Raw genomic sequence first — 16,035 nt, 5'->3', positions numbered from 1 at the left:
TTATTTTAGCATGTGTGAAGAGGCAATTCTAGTTTTCTTTTAAGGTATTAAGCCAAAATTATGCAAAAATGCGGCGTGCTATTTTTGATTACTTCCTGTGACTTGGAGTTAAATGATGGGCTCAGATCAGCGCGCTGATTTCACAACCTCTTCATAGAAACTGCCATCTTCAACGCAGACATAGGATCTTGATGAGTGATCGTATAGGCATTTTTCGGTTCTTGCCAGCTTACTTCTACGGCTCGATTCGTCGTATCACCCATATCAACAGTAATTTTACCAAATTGTTCAGGTGCTGGTAGACTGTTTTCTTCCAAATAAGCTACGATTTCTTTAGCTAATAGTAAGGGATCTTGGCCTTCTATATTATTCCCACGGATTCGAATACGCCAATTTCCTTCTTGCCATTCAAGGTAGCTTGAACCTGCTGCACCTTGCTGATACCCTGTGATTCGAGAACCTAAGTCCACTTGCTGACCATTTGTGTTGATCTCAAAGGGCTGCAAAACTTGGATTGTTTCTTGACTAGAAGCAAACCCATATTGATATAGATAGGTTGCAATAGGCGTTTCTTGATTCAATTCGTCAGCATTCAACCCGTGGGGACGATCTGTTCTGTAATATAAAATAGAATAACCTTGCTTTGTTTGTGCCGCTGCGATATTGAGATAGCCTGAAGAAACTGGTACATCTAGAGGCATGGGAACATTTGGCTGTTGTTCTTTCAACTGGTCTAAAGCAGTCTTTTTCTCATTATTTGAGGTAGCCATTGTTTGTTCAGTGGTGGAAGCCGTTTTGGTACTACTTTTTTCTGGACTGGTAACAGTTTCAGATATACTGCTTGATAGATGTGTATTGTCTGATTCTTGAGTAACCGAACTACAAGCGCTTAACAATAGAGCAAATGGAATAAATAACATTTTCTTTCTCATTGGCTGTTCACTCCCTCCTCCTATAAGGATACGCTTTCTTGCTTGTTTTGCCAAATAATCATTTCTTCAATTAATAAAAAAAACAAAAAAGCTGCACTCGAAAATTCGAGTACAGCACGTTTATTTACTTTTCCTTATCATCGATGATATTCAAACGCACTTTTTTCGGTGCATTGATCCGAACACCGTAAACGATTGTGCGGATTGCTTTAGCAACACGCCCTTGTTTTCCAATGATACGGCCAATATCTTCAGGAGCCACTGTTAGATTGTACTCGTAAAAGTCTTTCGACTCTACGACGTCTAACTTGACTTGATCAGGATAAGTGACTAGCGGACGAACGATTGTTAAGACTAAGTCGCTTAAATCTTTCATATCCGGTCACCTTATTTCTTTGAGAATTTAGCTTCGTGGTGTTTTTGCATAACGCCTTCTTTTGAAAGGATGTTACGTACAGTGTCAGAAGGTTGTGCACCTTTTGATAACCAGTCAAGAACTAAGTCTTCTTTTAAAACTACTTCTGCAGGGTCTTTCAAAGGATTGTAAGTACCTACAGTTTCGATGAAACGTCCATCACGAGGAGAACGTGAATCAGCTACGACGATACGGTAAAACGGACTCTTTTTAGAACCCATACGTTTTAAACGGATTTTAACTGCCATTATTTATTTCCACCTCCATTGTTTTATTCACAAGATGTAGTGTAACAGTTTTTTTTTACCCTGTAAAGCTTTTTTTCTTTACAGCTTGATTAAATTCGATTTTTTTTAGGAAATAGAAGATTTTAGACTTCTTTTTTGTTAAAAATAAGCCACCCAGCTACGATGGATATGACGATAGAACAACACGTCACTGCTAATGACTGAGTATAATCTGTAAGGTGGATTTCTTTCGCAAGAAAATTTGAGGAAGAAATCAAATAAGTCGGTACATATTCTGCTACTTTAGAGAACAACCCAGCACCATAACTCAGAATGACCGTTCCCCCACTAGCCAACAGAACCGCATAATTGGAAGAAAGAAAAGCTGAATAAAATAAAATCAATGAATAAAGCCAACAGCCAAAAAAATAATAAGTAAAACTGATAAATAAAGGATGGGAGATAATCGACTGGTCCCAATAATAAATCGTGTATGCTAGCGTAATACTATAACAGCACCAATAGCAGACACTCCAAAACAGTATACCCATGATCCATTTCGACAGAAATATCTTCCAGCGCTTCATTCCTTTTGTTAGCAAGTTGATGATTGTTCCGTTTTGGTATTCGCTTGTCAATATCCCGCTGAATAAAAGAAGGAAGAAAATCAACAGCATCGGAATATTTTTATAAAATTGTGTCCATGAAGTCGTTGCATCAACTGTGATTTTCTGAACAGAAATCCCTGATTCTGTCAGAGTTGTTGACATAGCTTGCACTAAATAAGGAGTCAATTTAGCTAGCAATGGATTCATTATACCGAAAATCACTGTGAGCGCACTTAGCGTGATGATTTTTCCAGTACGCCAGTTTTCTTTTAGCTCCTTTTTGGCGAAGGCAATGAGTTGTCTCATGATTGAACGACCTCCAAAAAGAGTTTTTCTAGCGTAGGTTCTTCCATCTGGACTGATTGGACTGGCAATTGATATTTGCCTAGCAAATCCATAGCAAAAAGCATTTCTTCTTTACTTTTTTGTGGGTAAGCTATACGCAGTTCACTTCGGATCATCCCTCCAGGTAAAAGCTCTTCAAATTGTTCGCGCTCTTTTTTGGAAAAAAATACGATCTCAAACCCACTAGCATTTGTTTGCTTTTTCAATTCGTCCACTGATCCAGACAACACGATTTTTCCATTATCCAAAAAAGCAACTTTGTCACAAATACGCACCACATCAGACAAAATATGAGTTGAAAATAAAATCGTCGTTTGCTCTTTCACAGAGGATAAGATATCTAAGATTTCTTTTCGACCAACAGGATCAAGAGCAGAAGTTGGTTCATCGCAAATGAGTAATTTGGGCTCGTTCAACAAGGCTTGAGCAATCCCTAAACGTTGTCGCATCCCTCTGGAAAATTTTTTGATCCGCTTCTTTTCATTTGACAGACCGACCAGTGACAACAGTTCATTGGTTTTTTCCTTTATCCGCTGTTTAGGCATTCCTGTGAGTTCGCCGCAAAAGATTAAATACTCAGAAGCGGTCATATAATCATAAAAAACCGGTACATCAGCTAGATAGCCGATTTCTTGATTGGTCGTTGTTTGTCCGTACTCTACTTCTTTTCCGTTCACTCGGATCATTCCGCTGTCTTTTTTGATAAGACCTAAGATCAGTTTCATAGTTGTCGTTTTTCCAGAACCGTTTTTACCGATGAAACCAAAAATCGTCTGTTCTTCTACAGAAAAAGATAAATCATCCAGCAATTTGTTTGTACCAAAGGACTTTGAGACTTTTTCAAGTGTCAAGATAGCCACTACGCATCCTCCTTGCCAAAAATCAAATAAAGGACAGGACCGATAAACTGCATACCAACAATAACAATAATCACCCATATCATTCGATTTCCATGTTTATATGCAGAATGTGTAAAGATATGATGAAGTACATAAATAAGTAATCCAAACTGTACAATGATTAAAGGAATTAAAAACGGAAGAAATTCTTTGATGCCCATATTACTCGCCTGCCAATCGTTTTTTTAGTTTTTCAATTTTTGATCTTTCAATTTGTTGAAAAATCGGATTTTCTAATGCACTCAATGCCCCTTCCCTGATGATTTTCGTGTCTCTTATTTGCTGTACCCCAAGATCTGCTCCTTCAAATATCTCAGTTATCTCATCAAAATACCTATCACCATGAAGGATCCTGCCTTCCTCGCTTAAAAGTATAAGTGTCAAATCCACAAACTGTTTTAAGCACTTTATTACTTGTTCTTCTTTTTCATGTTTCGCATAAGCACAGGCTACAGCATAAGAAAATTGAGCACAGCTGTTGGGATGGACCGCAGTCAGGTTGAATGCTTGGATCACAGCATCCATTCTATTGACAGTTTCTTCTATAACCGGTAATTGAATGATTTGGATCAATAGATAATGAGTGGCTGAAGATACGATATTGATTAAATGAGAAAACATGCTGTATTGAGTGTAGCTTACCGCTTTTTTTGTTTGACCAGCGGCTCGGTACGCTTGGATAAGCAAGGTGTCGCTTTGCTGGGCAAAACGATAAGGATCCGCTTTTTCTTCGATTTCAGATAAAGCTTCTTCTGGTTTGCCTAACTGGAGCATGACCGCTACTTTTAACAAAGAAGCATTATTGCATAGAGATAATTCTGCTGATTCTTCTACGATTTTCGTACATAATGCTTCTGCTTCAGACAGAATTGCTTGTTGTTCCTCCAGATCCTTTGTTAGCATAAAATGATTCAACCACAAAACGACTACTTGTAAAAGAAAAGGATAACATGAGTAATATTGTTTGACCGCTTTTCTACAGTCCTCCATCACATATTCAAAGGGCTCTTCAGAAAAAGCGGTGGTCCACTGCTGATAAAAGTGTCTGATTTGCTCTTTCGTCAATTGAGGACGATAGCCAAGCAGTTCATCAACAGACACATCAAAAAAACTGGCTAATTTAGGCAATATGAGTACATCAGGCATACTTTGGCCTGTCTCCCATTTGGAAACAGAAGCTTTTGTCACACCTATGAATTCAGCTAGAGTTTCTTGAGTCACGCCTTTTTCCTTTCGTAAATTTGCTACATTTTTGGATAATGATAATTCTTCCATCTTATCCCTCCTTTTTCTTCATTATATAGACTTTCTAAGAGGGTTGGCAATGGAGACTAACGATACTTCGCGATCATTTGTCAACTAAAACGAAACTTTTATCAGTAAGTGTTTTTATTTGCTCCAGTTACTTATTTTTTGTAAGATTATTATAGATAGTTTGAAGGAGGAAAAATCGTATGACAAAAAAAATTGGATTTTTTATTGGTAGTTTAAGAAAAGATTCTTACAACAAAAAAGTAGCAGAAGCTTTTGCGAAATTGCTTCCTGAAGGGTACGAAAGTGTATTTGTAAAAATCGATGATCTGCCATTTTACAATGAGGATCTCGAAACTCCAGAACAGGCTCCTGCTGAATGGACTCGTTTTCGTGAGGAAGTGAGGGGATTAGACGGTGTCGTTTTCGTTACTCCTGAATACAACCGTTCTGTGCCAGCAGTATTGAAAAATGCTTTAGATGTAGGCTCAAGACCTTATGGACACAGTGTTTGGGATCATAAACCAGGTTTAGTCGTTACTGCATCACCAGGTGGGATCGGCGGCTTTGGCGCAAACCACCATCTACGCCAATCGCTTGTCTTTTTGAATGTGCCAACCTTGCAGCAACCGGAAGCATATATCGGAAACGTTGCGAATCTAATTGATGAAAACGGTAATATCGTTGAAGGAACATTAAGTTTCTTCCAAACGATTTTAGATGCGTATCTAGATTTTTCTAACAAATTAGCAGAGTAAAAAGCATAACGGTAATAAAAAAGGCAACTATATGCAGATTACTTCTGCTTATAGTTGCCTTTTGTTTTATTTACTTCTACTTTCGTACGTAATGCAATTCAATAAATTCACCGAATCGTGTCGTGTCTAGCAATTCAAAACGCGCTTCATATGTTCCTTTTTGGAATAAAGGGATCCCGTCCCCTAATAATACAGGGGCAATCTGGATATACCATTCATCAATCATTTGATGTTCTACTAACGGTTTGATTAATCGACCGCCTCCCACAACCCAGATATCCTTTCCTTCTGTCATTTGTAGATTTTTTAGAAAAGCAACAGGCTCTTCGTGTACAACCTCAGCATCTGGCAATTGTAATTGTGCGTGGGTGGAAAAAACGAAATTCTTTTTCTCTGGATAAATTGCTTCGGTCTCCAAATATTTTTTTGCTTCCTGATAAGTTTTTCTGCCCATGATGGTCGTATCGATTGTTTCATAAAAAGCTTCATAAGTGGTTTGCTTACCTGTTGGAGTGTCAAAAAGCCATTGAAGATCATCCGTTTTCGTTGCCAAATAGCCATCTAAACTTATAGCACCATAAAATATGATTTTTCGCATGCTTTATTCGCCCTTTCTGCCGATACGTACGACCTCTTCTTTGCGGAAACAACTGTCAAGGTGATCATTGATGATCCCGACAGCTTCTAAAAAAGCATAGATTGTTGTGCTTCCGATAAATTTAAATCCTCTTTTCTTTAGATCTTTTGCTAATTCATCTGAAAGAGGACTTGTTGTTGGGACTTCTTCTTGTGAATGATAAGAAGAATCAACGATTTTTCCATTAGAAAACGACCAAAGATACTCTGAAAAACTGCCGATTTCTTCTTGAATTTTCAAGACTGCTTTGGCGTTTTGGACGGCTGCTTCGATTTTTCTGCGGTTACGAATAATTCCTTTGTTTTCCATTAGTTCACTGATTTTTGTTTCTCCATAATTTGCGACTTTTTTGATATCGAATCGATCATATGCTTCATCGAATGCTTCACTTTTATTTAAAATCGTCTGCCAGCTCAATCCGGCTTGATTAATATCAAGCATCAATTTTCGGAACAGCTTTTGGTCATCATATTCAGGAACACCCCAGACAGTATCATGATATTGCCGCATATTTTCTGTTTGTTCACTCCACGGACATCTCATCTGTGCCACCTCTTTATTTAGAGTAATTGTACCAATAAGTAATAAAAATTGCTGATAGAAAAGCTTCGGCAGTAGACATTCTTCTGTCTATACCGAAGCTGTTTTTCATATTTTATTTTCGTTTTTTCTTTTTCTTCTTGTTTTTCTTGATCATTCGATTCATCGCCATTTTGCCTAGTTTTCCTTTGACGCCTGAACCAAACATTTGGTCCATACCTGGGATGTTCATATCCCCTTTGGACATTTGTTGCATCATTTTTCTTGATTCCTTGAATTGTTTGATCATTCGGTTTACTTCAACCACACTGTTTCCAGAACCGGCAGCAATTCGACGACGACGGCTTGGGTTCAACAGATCAGGATTTGCTCTTTCTGCTGGTGTCATAGAATAAACCATCGCTTTTTTACGTTCTACGTCTTTTGGATCTACCTTGACGTTTTCGATTCCGGGTACTTGATTCATTCCTGGAATCATCTTGATTAGATCTTCCAGTGGACCCATCCCCATCACTTGATCGAGCTGTTCAATAAAGTCATTGAAATCAAATGAGTTTTCCCGCATCTTCTGTGCAAGTTCTTCCGCTTTTTTCTCATCATAGTCTTGCTGCGCTTTTTCAATCAGTGTCAGCATATCCCCCATACCAAGGATACGGCTAGCCATACGATCTGGGTGGAATACTTCTAAGTCAGTCAATTTTTCACCAGAACCGATGAATTTGATTGGTGCGCCTGTCACTGAGCGGATCGATAGTGCTGCCCCGCCTCGAGTATCTCCATCAAGTTTAGTGATGACGACCCCTGTAATACCTAATTGCTGGTTGAAGCTATCAGCTACGTTGACGGCATCTTGACCAGTCATGGCATCGACAACAAGCAAAATCTCATTTGGTTGCGTCAATTCTTTGATTTGTTTCAACTCATCCATCAATGTTTCATCGATATGCAGACGTCCTGCCGTATCGATCAATACATAGTCGTTTTTCTTTTCTCTTGCTAACTCCATCCCTTGACGGACGATCTCTACCGGGCTGACTTCAGTTCCCATATCAAATACAGGAACGTCTAGCTGTTGACCTAATACTTTCAATTGGTCGATCGCAGCTGGTCGATATACGTCCCCTGCGATTAGGAGCGGACGAGCATTTTCATTTTTCTTTAAATAATTGGCTAATTTACCAGTAAAGGTCGTTTTACCTGCCCCTTGAAGACCAGCCATCATGATAACAGTTGGTATTTTTGGTGATTTATTTAACTCTGCTGTTTCAGAACCAAGTGTGATCGTCAATTCTTCATCAACGATTTTTACGATTTGTTGTGCAGGTGATAAACTTTCCAGCACTTCTGCCCCTACCGCACGTTCGCGTACGCGCTTAGTAAAATCTTTGACTACTTGCAAGTTAACATCGGCTTCTAGTAAGGCAAGGCGGATTTCCCGCATCATTTCTTTTACGTCAGCTTCTGATACTTTTCCTTTTTTTCTTAGTTTTCCCATCGCCTGCTGGAGACGTTCAGTTAAGCTTTCAAATGCCATATTTTCTTCATTCCTTTTATTTATTCTTCGATTGCTTGAATTTGCTGTACATATTCAAGTAGTTTTTTATCTTCCGGGTACTTATCTGTAATATATGCAGTCATATTTTCCAATACCTGTTCTCGAACAATATAATTAGAGAAAAGATGGAGTTTTTTTTCATAATCCTCCAAGATCTTGCTTGTCCGCTTGATATTGTCATATACTGCTTGTCGGCTTACTTCGTATTCTTCCGCGATCTCACCTAATGAAAAATCATCTGCATAATATAATTCCATGTAGTTCATTTGTTTTTCTGTCAATAAGGTCGAATAAAATTCAAAGAGCGCGTTCATTCGATTGGTCTTTTCGATTTCCATTCTGCTCACCTCTAGTTTTCAGCCATTCTTCATCAGAGAGCACAGTCATTTTTTGCTGAATAAAATAAGCAGTAGCCACTCCGGCACCATTTTTTTTTATTCCGGAAAAACTCCCGTCATAAATCGAATGGGTTCCGCATGAAGGGCTTTTTTCCTTCATGATGACTAGATCAATGTGTTTTTCCTGCAATTTTTGATAGGCTTTGATCGCGCCATTTTTGTACGCTTCCGTTACATCTTCGCCGCTTGTCGTCCATACTTTTGCTTGATCTTTCCACACATCGAATCCATTTCCACCAATGATTTCAGCGGGATCTCTAGGAATTGGTAATCCGCCGATCACTTCTGGACAGACCATGACAGCTTCTCCAGTTTCAACTAGTTCCATCAATTCTGGCACTTCTTTTTTCTGTCCATCATAGCGACATGCCAGACCGCCTAAACATGCACTGATTCCAATCATTGACTGCTCTTCCTTTCTATTCAGCAAAGTGCCTTCCTATTATACCATTTATTTCTTTTGTAAAATAGCCCTTTGTACTGATTCTATGCTAAAATATAAACAGAATGAAACCTATTTAAAGGAGATTTGAATGAAAAAAATACTAGTTGTTGATGATGAACCTTCTATTGTAACGCTCTTGACGTTCAATTTGGAAAAAGAAGGCTACAAGGTAACCAGTGCCACAGATGGAGGCGAAGGATTAGAATTAGCATTAGAACAATCATTTGATTTCATCATTTTAGATGTGATGCTTCCAACGATGGATGGCATGGAGATCACTCAGCGGCTGCGTCAAGAAAAAAATGAAACACCGATTTTGATGCTGACGGCTAAAGATGACCAAGTGGATCGGATCATTGGTCTAGAGATAGGTGCTGACGACTATTTGACCAAACCATTTAGTCCACGTGAAGTATTAGCCCGTATGAAAGCAATATTCAGACGGATTGAACCTCGTAAGCAATCAAAAGATGAAGCTGAGCCTGAATATCTATCGATTGGACAAATCACTGCTGATTTGACCAATTATCAAGTGACCGTAGACGACCATCTGATTGAACTAACACCGAAAGAATTTGAATTACTGGTTTATTTCATGAAACGAAAAGACCGTGTGATCGACCGAGACACACTGCTAGACCGCATTTGGAATTTTGACTTCGCAGGACAAAGCCGAATCGTAGATGTACACGTTAGTCATTTGCGAGAAAAAATCGAGCGAGATCCAAAACATCCAAAGTACTTGGTGACTGTTAGAGGATTTGGCTATAAGTTTCAGGAACCAAAACGATGAAATGGAAAAAAATTTATGAACGTCTCTTCTTTCTTATTCTTTTAGTTAGTTTGTTTTTTGGTGGCTGGCAATTGATTTCCCATTATTTTCAACAGCAGATCGTAGAACAGCAAGAAAGCTACCTGACAAAAAAAGCACAACTGCTGATCCGGCAATTAGATGTCGAAAACCTCCAAGCAACGCAAAACAAAACTGCTTTGGAAGAATTCGTCCATCAGTCGAACGAACGGATTACTTTAATGGATGCTACTGGAAAGATCTTATTTGACACAAACAATGAAACATTGAATGAACAGCGAAACTCCCGTCCCGAAATCAAAGCCGTATTGAATGGCGGAAACCTAGGTAGCGCTTTGCGTAAAAGTACCACTTTGGATGAGGATCTTTTATATGTCGCATTACCAGTCAAAAAAAGTGGCCAGTTAGAAGCCATTTTACGTATCGCAGAACCGACAAGCGGTTTTTTACCGAGAACTGAGAGTTTTCGCCGTTGGGTCTTTTTCTTCTTTCTGTCTTTCTTCCTTGTTCTTGCAGGAATGATCTATTATCTGATCTATCAAAAAAACCAGCCATTGAAAACCGTGCTGCCCGTACTAAAAAAAATGGTGCAAAATCCTAATCAGGCGGAAGTAATCATGCAAACACCCGATCAATGGGAAGAATTGTATCAGACGATCAATGCGTTGAGCGAACAAATGAGTAAGATGTATCGGGCGTATACTACCACAGAAGAGCAATTATATACGTTACTGAACGAACTGATGATTGGCGTATTCCTGATTGATGATGCTGATTCTCGTTTACTACTGCTTAATCCAAAGATGCAGCTACATTTAAACGTGGTAAGCTATCAACCTGAACAGCGGTACACAGAAGTCATTCAAGAGCCAAAACTCATTCAGCTGATTCATCAAGTGACTCCTGAGCATCCGCTGATCCATCAGGAGATCACCCTTACAGAAGGTCGGCAGACATTAGACTTGAGTTTGCGCTACTTTACTAATTCAGAAGGTACCGGACAGATTCTAGGGGTGGCGTATGACTTAACGAAAGTGCGACGTTTAGAAAAGCTACAAAAGGATTTCGTTGGCAACGTCTCTCACGAATTAAAAACTCCTGTGACTTCACTGATTGGTTTTACCGAGACTTTACTGGATGGTGCAAAAGATGACCCGCAAACTCTGACTTCTTTTCTTGAGATCATGCAAAAAGATGCGATCCGGTTAGATAAACTGATTCGGGAAATCATCCAGCTGTCAAAAGATGGCGAGAATTCTTACGAGATCCAGACAATTTATACAGAACCTTATTTCCAGCAAATCGTTCAAAATTATCAGCCAATCATCGAAAAGAAACGGTTGACGATTCGATTGATTGGAAAGAACGAACCATTTACTACTAAAACAGATATCCTTTATCCAATTATCAAAAATCTGATTGAAAATGCTATCCAATATTCAAAAAGCGACAGCGAGATTATTATCCGCTATCAGGCAACAGATGATCTATCGTTTTCTGTCCAAGATTTTGGTATAGGTATCGACATTGAGGATCAGGAACGTATCTTTGAGCGTTTTTACCGCGTAGACAAGGCGCGAAGCCGACATTCAGGCGGGACCGGATTAGGGTTAGCGATTGTAAAAGACTACGTGCAACTCCTTCATGGTACGATTACTGTAGACAGTCATCTTGGAACAGGTTCGACTTTCACCGTTACCATTCCGAAAATGTAAAAAAGAGCAACTGCTCGTGCGTTTTAAAGTTGGATGACTCATCCTGCTTCGAAAGATACACGAGTGGTTGTTCTTTTTTACTTTTTTTGAGATACTTTTCGTCAATTTTCTCGTTTAAATATCGATAGAAATTTTTTAACTACGCGACTAAACGGCTTTGGCTCTTTTTCATTTTTACGTTCAAACAAATATTCTACCAATGTGGTCAAATGCCTAAAAATCGAATCTGCCGAGAAAAATAGAATGCTCAACAGCAAAAGCGATACAGCTGAGATACCGGTGATTGAAAACAGCTTATGCAAAAAGACGACCGAAAAAAAGATACCGCTAGCACAGAAAAGAATGATCTGACTTCTGAATTTATTCAGCGGTGAACAGATTTTATAGAGAACGAGGAACCCTACTGCAATCAAAAGCATGGTAGATGCTGTAGAAACATCTGTTTTATTTAGATTCAAAGTCACCCCGCAGATCACCAACGCACCGACTACGATCATATCTGTTAGTCCACCTGGCACAGCTTTTTCCATCACATTCATGATGAATTCCCCTCTGATTCGCTTTTTGTTTTCTTCTAGAGCAAGCAAGAAAGATGGAAGTCCGATAGTAAACAAACTAATCAATGTGATTTGTGATGGTTCTAAAGGATAGGTCAGAGCAAAGATCACTGAAAACAGTGAGAGCAAAAAGGAGAAAATATTCTTCACTAAAAACAAGCTGGCTGATCGCTCAATATTATTCACAACGCGCCGTCCTTCTGCAACAACTTCTGGCATGCGTGAAAAGTCAGAATCAAGTAAGACCACTTGTGAGGCCTGCATGGCGGCTTCATTTCCGGAAGCCATCGCTATACTGCAGTCTGCTTCTTTCATGGCTAGAATATCATTCACGCCATCACCTGTCATAGCTACTGTATTGTTACGCTTTAGCAATTGAACGAAGATTTTCTTTTGTTCTGGCTTGACGCGTCCAAAAACTGTATATTTTTCGACAGCTGCTTCATATTCTTCTTCTGATAATTTAGATGCATCAACGTACTGATCAGCATGTGAAATCCCTGCTTGGACAGCTACATTGGATACGGTGAGCGGATTATCTCCAGAAATCACTTTGATGGCTACTTGCTGTTTTTTGAAGTAATCAAATGTGGATCTTGCTTCTTTTCTGATAGGATTAGCAATCAGAATATAGCCTAATGGTGTGACTGCTTCTGTCAATACTGGTTCTTCAAGAATCCCATCGTACACACCAAAGACCAACACGCGATAGCCTTTTTCAGCGAAAGAAACAAACTCTTCCGCATATTCCGGCAATTGATCGCGCAAAACCATTTCGGGCGCTCCTAAAACATACACCTTGTCTGCCAACGCTACACTGCTGAATTTTTGGACAGAAGAAAAAGGAATAACATGGTGATAGGATTGATCAGTGGTTTTTGTAAAATATGCTTTAACAGCTTCCATTGTTGCATTGTCTCCTGCCATCGCTTTTGCATAGTCAGCAATGCATGCTTCCAATTGATCTGACTGACTGATTATTTCTTGTTTTTTAGAGACGATCACTTTTTGAACAGACATTTTATTTTCTGTGATCGTTCCTGTTTTATCTACACAAAGGACATTTACCCTTGCCAATGTCTCAATGCTTTTCATATTGTGTAAAAGAACTCTTTGATTTGCTAGTTTAGTCGCACTTAATGCTAATGCAATCGTCGTCAGCAAGTACAGTCCTTCAGGTATCATACCGATCAATGCTGCTTCCATTGCAACGACACTTTCTTTGATCGTGTTTCCATTAAAAAAGTAACTTTGAGAAAAAAGCAGGATACCGATAGGAATAATGATGATCCCAATCCATTTGATCAATTGATTAAGAGAAGCAATCATCTCCGACTGTTCTCCTTCTCCCATTGTCTTGGCTTTGACTGTCAGCTGGGAAATATACGAATCTGCTCCAACTTTGTCTAATCGGGCGTAAGCTTTTCCGGAAACAATGAAACTGCCGGACATTAATGGATCGCCTATTTCTTTGGTTATTTCATCTGCTTCGCCTGTCAATAAAGCCTCATTAACTTGCAGTTTCCCTTCCACGACCTCTGCATCTGCTGGAATTTGATGTCCAGTCTCTAAAATAACAATGTCATCTATTACAAGGTCTTCTATATCTATTGTTTGTTCTATCCCGTCTCGTATGACATTGACTTTTGCTGTATTTAAAACATTTAGTTCGTCCAAGATCTTTTTGGATCGAATTTCCTGAAAAATGGCGATTCCTGTATTGGCTATGATAACTGGTAAAAAAGTCAAGTTCTTATAGGATTCTACTAAACAAAGCAAAATGGCTAAGATAAGAAAGATCAAATTGAAATACGTAAATATGTTTTCCAATACGATTTGCTGATTTGTTTTGAATGTGGGATCGACTGAATCATTTGCTGCACCTTTTTCTATTCGTTCCTTGACTTGATCTGCCGTTAATCCTTCTTTATACGATGGAAAAAGACGGATGACTTTATCTGATGATCTTTGTGTTACTTTCTTTTTTTTACTTCGATTTGTCCATTTATTCTTCATGTGGCTACCTCGATTGATTTCGTTTTCTGGATATTTCCAAACTTCTCCTATCCAGTATAGAACAGATATGGAAAGTGTTCCTCACATTAAGCTTGCAAACACCTTTCATTCCTGTCATATAGCAAAAAAAAGCTACGACAGTTCTATGTCGTAGCTCTTTTTTCGAATAAACGGTGTTCAATCAGCTGACCCTCGGTATTAGCTCAAAAAACGGCAAAATATGAGGAACTATTTTTCACAATTAAAGGAAAAATGTATATGTGGGGAAACATAGTTGATTTTTCCTTAATAGTAACGACTACCGTAGTATGTTTATCTGCTAGTTATTTGATATTTCCTTCGTGATCACGTTCTACTTCCATCATTGTGATTGGTAAATAGCCCAATTCTTTGACAGGTCCTTCTTGTATTTCTTCTGTCATCATGTAGTCTAAGAATTTTTGAACTTCAGGGGAAGGTTTTCCGTTCGTGTACATATGTTCATATGACCAGATTCCCCAGCTGTTATCTGCTACATTCTCTTCTTTTGGTTCTACACCGTCGATACTTAGTGCTTGTGTGGAATCATCGAGATATGAGAAAGCTAAATAGCTGATTGCTCCTGGTGTTTGACTTACAAGCTGCCGAACAGTTCCTGATGAGTCTTGTTCTTGGGACTGTATAGGTGTGGCACCATCTAATCCCCATTTTTCAAATGTCGCGCGGGTACCGCTGCCGTTTGCACGGTTAACGACGTTGATTTTTTGATCTTTCCCGCCAACTTCCTTCCAGTTAGTGATTTTTCCTGTAAAGATATCAATCAATTCCTGTTTTGTGATATCTTTGACACCTGTATCTTTGTTGACGATTGGTGCCATCCCAACCACTGCTACTTTATGATCCACTAATTTTGAAGCATCAACTCCGTCTCTTTCTTCTGCAAATACATCAGAGTTTCCGATAGTAACTGCTCCAGCTTCGACTTGGCTCAAACCAGTTCCGCTTCCTCCTCCTTGTACAGAGATTTGATAATTTGGATTTTCTTGTACAAAGCTTTCTTGTGCTGCATCGACTAACGGCTGTAATGCTGTCGAACCTACCGCAACGATTTTTACTTGTTCATTTGAGTCACTTGAATTATTTTGTGTGGCAGAGCCATCTGTATTTCCTGATCCTGAGCCGCATCCGGCTAAAAGAATTCCCATCATACCTAGAGTAAACAATACTTTTTTCATTTTATTGCTCCTTTCTTATTTACAACTAAAGTTTATCAGTCGACTGTAAATCCCTCGTATGGTTGCTGTAAAAATATAGTTAAGTTATGTAAAAATCATGTAAACGTTTTTCGCATTCTTTACATAATAATAAAAAAAGCATATGAGAAACATGCGTTTTCCGCCGCTCATATGCTTTTTACTGATGATCCACCATCAATAGTTATTTTTTATAGATACAGATCGTTCACTTTTTATCCTGATTTCTGTCCAGAAGTAAAAAAATGTTGCAAGAATAAATGAGGCAATTACTAAATAGAACCATGGTTTGATCGTCAAGAAATACATGGAGGAATAAGCTGAATCCTTCAATCCACTCTCGCTCAAACCATTAGGGCCGATAATCAAGCGAGGCAGCAAAGAAAACATAGATGTAAATACTAATAAGCAAGAAAAGTAAAGCAGCTGCCAATTGTAGTGATTGATCAGAGATTTTGGTAATAAGAGACCTACACTTATCACTAAATAGAAAACAGTCAAAGCTGGAAAATTCCTAGAAACCACAAATCCGCTTCCTTGGATCAGGCCTAATATCTCCGCACCTTGTACAACAGCATTTACCCATGTAAAAGGTAGCAAAACGATAGGAAAAAACCAAAAAAATAAATAAAGCCGATCGATTACTGCTTTTCTTCTCATTAACGTTCCCCCAAACTACTTTTTCTCTCATCAT

Annotated in this window: 18 protein-coding genes; 3 read left to right on the top strand and 15 right to left on the bottom strand. The window is 38.8% G+C overall.

The annotated features are described in order from the left end of the window. Window positions 1–140: 140 nt before the first annotated feature. From OS139_RS03960 to OS139_RS03930, 7 genes are all read right to left on the bottom strand, one after another. Window positions 141–932, bottom strand: coding sequence for a hypothetical protein (locus OS139_RS03960; RefSeq protein ID WP_002331518.1), 792 nt, complete (start codon window positions 930–932; stop codon window positions 141–143). Between the two features lie 124 nt (window positions 933–1,056). Further along, window positions 1,057–1,308, bottom strand: coding sequence for a KH domain-containing protein (locus OS139_RS03955; RefSeq protein WP_002290277.1), 252 nt, complete (start codon window positions 1,306–1,308; stop codon window positions 1,057–1,059). Window positions 1,309–1,319: 11 nt separating this feature from the next. Further along, window positions 1,320–1,595: a 30S ribosomal protein S16 gene (rpsP, locus tag OS139_RS03950; RefSeq protein ID WP_002290274.1), complete on the bottom strand. Its 276-nt coding sequence runs from the start codon at window positions 1,593–1,595 to the stop codon at window positions 1,320–1,322. Between the two features lie 122 nt (window positions 1,596–1,717). Then, the gene (locus tag OS139_RS03945; protein WP_002306276.1) at window positions 1,718–2,488 is read right to left on the bottom strand and encodes an ABC transporter permease subunit; all 771 of its coding nucleotides are present in this window, start codon (window positions 2,486–2,488) and stop codon (window positions 1,718–1,720) included. Next, on the bottom strand, window positions 2,485–3,387 hold the full coding sequence (locus tag OS139_RS03940; RefSeq protein ID WP_002306275.1) for an ABC transporter ATP-binding protein: 903 nt from the start codon (window positions 3,385–3,387) through the stop codon (window positions 2,485–2,487). The genes OS139_RS03945 and OS139_RS03940 overlap by 4 nt, the downstream gene beginning before the upstream one ends. After that, window positions 3,387–3,587 carry a PLDc N-terminal domain-containing protein gene (locus tag OS139_RS03935; protein WP_002306273.1) on the bottom strand — a complete coding sequence of 67 codons (201 nt, stop codon included), beginning with the start codon at window positions 3,585–3,587 and terminating at the stop codon, window positions 3,387–3,389. The genes OS139_RS03940 and OS139_RS03935 overlap by 1 nt, the downstream gene beginning before the upstream one ends. Before the next feature lies 1 nt (window position 3,588). After that, window positions 3,589–4,701: a helix-turn-helix domain-containing protein gene (locus OS139_RS03930; RefSeq protein WP_002331519.1), complete on the bottom strand. Its 1,113-nt coding sequence runs from the start codon at window positions 4,699–4,701 to the stop codon at window positions 3,589–3,591. A 179-nt stretch (window positions 4,702–4,880) separates the two neighbouring features. Between OS139_RS03930 and OS139_RS03925 the strand changes: the two genes are divergently transcribed. Further along, on the top strand, window positions 4,881–5,435 hold the full coding sequence (locus OS139_RS03925) for an NADPH-dependent FMN reductase (protein ID WP_002306271.1): 555 nt from the start codon (window positions 4,881–4,883) through the stop codon (window positions 5,433–5,435). A 76-nt stretch (window positions 5,436–5,511) separates the two neighbouring features. On the opposite strand, the gene OS139_RS03920 is transcribed toward OS139_RS03925, so the two are convergent. The 5 genes from OS139_RS03920 to OS139_RS03900 form a co-directional block, all read right to left on the bottom strand. After that, window positions 5,512–6,033: a dihydrofolate reductase family protein gene (locus tag OS139_RS03920; protein WP_002306270.1), complete on the bottom strand. Its 522-nt coding sequence runs from the start codon at window positions 6,031–6,033 to the stop codon at window positions 5,512–5,514. A 3-nt stretch (window positions 6,034–6,036) separates the two neighbouring features. Further along, window positions 6,037–6,615: a DNA-3-methyladenine glycosylase I gene (locus tag OS139_RS03915; protein WP_002306269.1), complete on the bottom strand. Its 579-nt coding sequence runs from the start codon at window positions 6,613–6,615 to the stop codon at window positions 6,037–6,039. 112 nt (window positions 6,616–6,727) lie between these two features. Continuing rightward, complete coding sequence (ffh, locus tag OS139_RS03910) at window positions 6,728–8,146, bottom strand: signal recognition particle protein (protein ID WP_002291602.1); 1,419 nt, start codon at window positions 8,144–8,146, stop codon at window positions 6,728–6,730. 20 nt (window positions 8,147–8,166) lie between these two features. Beyond that, on the bottom strand, window positions 8,167–8,505 hold the full coding sequence (locus OS139_RS03905; RefSeq protein ID WP_002293708.1) for a putative DNA-binding protein: 339 nt from the start codon (window positions 8,503–8,505) through the stop codon (window positions 8,167–8,169). After that, window positions 8,465–8,968, bottom strand: a complete 504-nt coding sequence (locus OS139_RS03900) for a DUF523 domain-containing protein (protein ID WP_002297194.1) — start codon at window positions 8,966–8,968, stop codon at window positions 8,465–8,467. Before OS139_RS03900 ends, OS139_RS03905 begins: the two co-directional genes overlap by 41 nt. 130 nt (window positions 8,969–9,098) lie before the next feature. Here OS139_RS03900 and OS139_RS03895 point away from each other — a divergent pair, with 130 nt between their 5' ends. Both OS139_RS03895 and OS139_RS03890 read left to right on the top strand, forming a co-directional pair. Further along, window positions 9,099–9,803, top strand: coding sequence for a response regulator transcription factor (locus OS139_RS03895; protein WP_002306267.1), 705 nt, complete (start codon window positions 9,099–9,101; stop codon window positions 9,801–9,803). Continuing rightward, window positions 9,800–11,536 (top strand): ATP-binding protein, encoded by a 1,737-nt coding sequence (locus OS139_RS03890; protein WP_002331520.1) that lies wholly within the window; start codon window positions 9,800–9,802, stop codon window positions 11,534–11,536. The genes OS139_RS03895 and OS139_RS03890 overlap by 4 nt, the downstream gene beginning before the upstream one ends. A 101-nt stretch (window positions 11,537–11,637) precedes the next feature. On the opposite strand, the gene OS139_RS03885 is transcribed toward OS139_RS03890, so the two are convergent. From OS139_RS03885 to OS139_RS03875, 3 genes are all read right to left on the bottom strand, one after another. After that, the gene (locus OS139_RS03885) at window positions 11,638–14,109 is read right to left on the bottom strand and encodes a cation-translocating P-type ATPase (protein WP_325066804.1); all 2,472 of its coding nucleotides are present in this window, start codon (window positions 14,107–14,109) and stop codon (window positions 11,638–11,640) included. Window positions 14,110–14,432: 323 nt separating this feature from the next. Continuing rightward, window positions 14,433–15,323 carry a phosphate ABC transporter substrate-binding protein PstS family protein gene (locus OS139_RS03880; RefSeq protein WP_002306264.1) on the bottom strand — a complete coding sequence of 297 codons (891 nt, stop codon included), beginning with the start codon at window positions 15,321–15,323 and terminating at the stop codon, window positions 14,433–14,435. A 195-nt stretch (window positions 15,324–15,518) separates the two neighbouring features. Continuing rightward, complete coding sequence (locus tag OS139_RS03875; RefSeq protein WP_002305696.1) at window positions 15,519–16,001, bottom strand: hypothetical protein; 483 nt, start codon at window positions 15,999–16,001, stop codon at window positions 15,519–15,521. Window positions 16,002–16,035 lie beyond the last annotated feature (34 nt).

Origin of the sequence: Enterococcus sp. E4-223 (assembly GCF_035727065.1) — a bacterium.
Lineage (GTDB): Bacteria > Bacillota > Bacilli > Lactobacillales > Enterococcaceae > Enterococcus_B > Enterococcus_B faecium.
Note: the sequence above shows the minus strand (reverse complement) of the source record. Positions and strands in the feature narration are given on the sequence as shown.

Bases quoted from the DNA above. Each gene is read 5' to 3' on its own strand.
- OS139_RS03895 (WP_002306267.1), top strand. From the start codon at position 9,099: ATGAAAAAAATACTAGTTGTTGATGATGAACCTTCTATTGTAACGCTC.
- rpsP (WP_002290274.1), bottom strand. From the start codon at position 1,595: ATGGCAGTTAAAATCCGTTTAAAACGTATGGGTTCTAAAAAGAGTCCG.
- OS139_RS03905 (WP_002293708.1), bottom strand. From the start codon at position 8,505: ATGGAAATCGAAAAGACCAATCGAATGAACGCGCTCTTTGAATTTTAT.
- OS139_RS03920 (WP_002306270.1), bottom strand. From the start codon at position 6,033: ATGCGAAAAATCATATTTTATGGTGCTATAAGTTTAGATGGCTATTTG.
- ffh (WP_002291602.1), bottom strand. From the start codon at position 8,146: ATGGCATTTGAAAGCTTAACTGAACGTCTCCAGCAGGCGATGGGAAAA.
- OS139_RS03890 (WP_002331520.1), top strand. From the start codon at position 9,800: ATGAAATGGAAAAAAATTTATGAACGTCTCTTCTTTCTTATTCTTTTA.
- OS139_RS03925 (WP_002306271.1), top strand. From the start codon at position 4,881: ATGACAAAAAAAATTGGATTTTTTATTGGTAGTTTAAGAAAAGATTCT.
- OS139_RS03945 (WP_002306276.1), bottom strand. From the start codon at position 2,488: ATGAGACAACTCATTGCCTTCGCCAAAAAGGAGCTAAAAGAAAACTGG.
- OS139_RS03935 (WP_002306273.1), bottom strand. From the start codon at position 3,587: ATGGGCATCAAAGAATTTCTTCCGTTTTTAATTCCTTTAATCATTGTA.
- OS139_RS03885 (WP_325066804.1), bottom strand. From the start codon at position 14,109: ATGAAGAATAAATGGACAAATCGAAGTAAAAAAAAGAAAGTAACACAA.
- OS139_RS03955 (WP_002290277.1), bottom strand. From the start codon at position 1,308: ATGAAAGATTTAAGCGACTTAGTCTTAACAATCGTTCGTCCGCTAGTC.
- OS139_RS03960 (WP_002331518.1), bottom strand. From the start codon at position 932: ATGAGAAAGAAAATGTTATTTATTCCATTTGCTCTATTGTTAAGCGCT.
- OS139_RS03880 (WP_002306264.1), bottom strand. From the start codon at position 15,323: ATGAAAAAAGTATTGTTTACTCTAGGTATGATGGGAATTCTTTTAGCC.
- OS139_RS03900 (WP_002297194.1), bottom strand. From the start codon at position 8,968: ATGATTGGAATCAGTGCATGTTTAGGCGGTCTGGCATGTCGCTATGAT.
- OS139_RS03875 (WP_002305696.1), bottom strand. From the start codon at position 16,001: ATGAGAAGAAAAGCAGTAATCGATCGGCTTTATTTATTTTTTTGGTTT.
- OS139_RS03930 (WP_002331519.1), bottom strand. From the start codon at position 4,701: ATGGAAGAATTATCATTATCCAAAAATGTAGCAAATTTACGAAAGGAA.
- OS139_RS03915 (WP_002306269.1), bottom strand. From the start codon at position 6,615: ATGAGATGTCCGTGGAGTGAACAAACAGAAAATATGCGGCAATATCAT.